Source organism: Aerococcus sp. L_32, from assembly GCF_050689315.1.
Map to the genome: position 1 here is coordinate 1 of NZ_JBOEQF010000385.1, position 1,825 is coordinate 1,825.

Annotated in this window: 1 protein-coding gene; it reads right to left on the minus strand. The window is 42.0% G+C overall.

All coding sequences use genetic code 11. The annotated features are described in order from the left end of the window. Positions 1 to 138: 138 nt before the first annotated feature. On the minus strand, positions 139 to 1,825 hold a 1,687-nt coding region (locus ACRCJ0_RS13195), incomplete at its 5' end, for an SNF2-related protein (RefSeq protein ID WP_431390713.1).

Here is a 1,825-nt window from a genome sequence, read left to right on the forward strand (position 1 = left end):
GAATACTAGCACCACGCGATTCCATCCATAAGGTGTGAAATATGTGTCATTTGACACTCGAATATATTACCATAATCCACCACCCTTTTCAAGCCATTATTTGAAAAAGGGCGAAACAGTCATGGTTGGTATTTATACTTATAAGGCTTGGCTCACGCCAAGGATAAATTTCAGGTCATCCAAGCTTAGACTTTGACTACCTGCTTGGTCACCGTCATCAAATAATTGTTCGAATAGGTAGCGCTTCTCTTCTTGAAGTTCAGCAATACGTTGCTCAATTGTCCCTTCAGTAATAAAGCGAACAACTTCAACATCTTTCTTCTGACCAATCCGGTGGGCACGGCCAATAGCTTGCTCTTCAACTGCTGGGTTCCACCATAAATCATATAAGAAGATAGTATCTGCGCCAGTCAAGTTGATCCCTACCCCGCCAGCACGTAATGAAATCAAGAAGACTGATTTATCGCCGGTATTGAATTCGTCTACTTGTTCTTGACGGACTTTTTTATTGGTTTGACCAGTCATCATGTAGTAGTCAATACCCTCTTCAGCTAGGTACTCAGACATCACATCTAACATGCTCGTAAATTGAGAGAATACCAATACTTTACGACCTGATTCGATGGCACGTTTCAACATGACCTTGAAGTATTCGAACTTACCGGATTGACCAGTGTAGTCATTTTTCACTAAACGAGGATGGCAACAAATTTGACGCAATCGTGTAATCCCCGCCAATAATTCCATATGCACATGTCCTGCGTCCGACGAATCGTTGTTTAACTGATCTTGAATTTTCTTCAGGTAGGCCAGGTAAATGTTCTTTTGTTCAGGGTCCAGCATACTAAATCTATCCGTAACAGTTTTCGTCGGTAATTGTAAGGCCACATCATTCTTGGTACGACGTAGGACGAATGGACTAGCAATTCGGGCAATTTCTCCTACTGATAATTTTTGGAACTCATGCTTATTCGGTAATAATCCAGGCACGATAATCTGCATCAAGGCCCAGAACTCATTCAAGTTATTCTCCATTGGTGTCCCTGATAAACCAATCCGCATCGCCGCCACTTGTTTCTTGACCGATCTATATAAGATGGTGTTGTCATTTTTGATGGCTTGCGCTTCATCTAAGACTAAAATGTCCAGATTCACTTTTTGATAAGCCTCTTGGTCATTTCGGTACGATTGGTAAGAAGTCAACCATACGTCGATAGTATCATCTCGGCGAATCGCCTCCCGTTCATCAATGGTCCCGTCAACTACTGCTACATTTAAGGATGGCGTAAATCGTTTAAATTCATGTGCCCAGTTATATAAAACAGACGCTGGCGCTAATACCAATGATTTTTCATGCGGATTATTTTCGATATAGTCTAGGATAAAGGAAATCGTTTGAACTGTTTTTCCTAGCCCCATCTCATCTGCTAATAGGCCGCCCAATTGGTATTTGGCAAGTCCTCTAAACCATTTCACTGACGTCTCTTGGTAGTCAGACAAGGTAGCCTTTAAGCTAGCTGATGGCGTGTAGTCTTTATCTTTAGCTCGTACGATATCGTCGTAGAATTCCTCAAATACTTCATTACCGTCCACCAAGGTTTGGAACCGCAGCGTTTGGAAAATGGGGACCACGTCCCCGTTCTGCCATTCGTTATTAGCTGCAGAGATTTGTTGAAGCATACGTTTCTGTTCGTCGTCCATGGTATTTTGGACGTCGATAATACGACCGTCACGTAAACGAATATATGCTTCATTTTCCATAATGGCGTTTAAAATACGGTCCACTTCAACTGGTTCAACGTCAGATAATTCAAAATCTACTGAC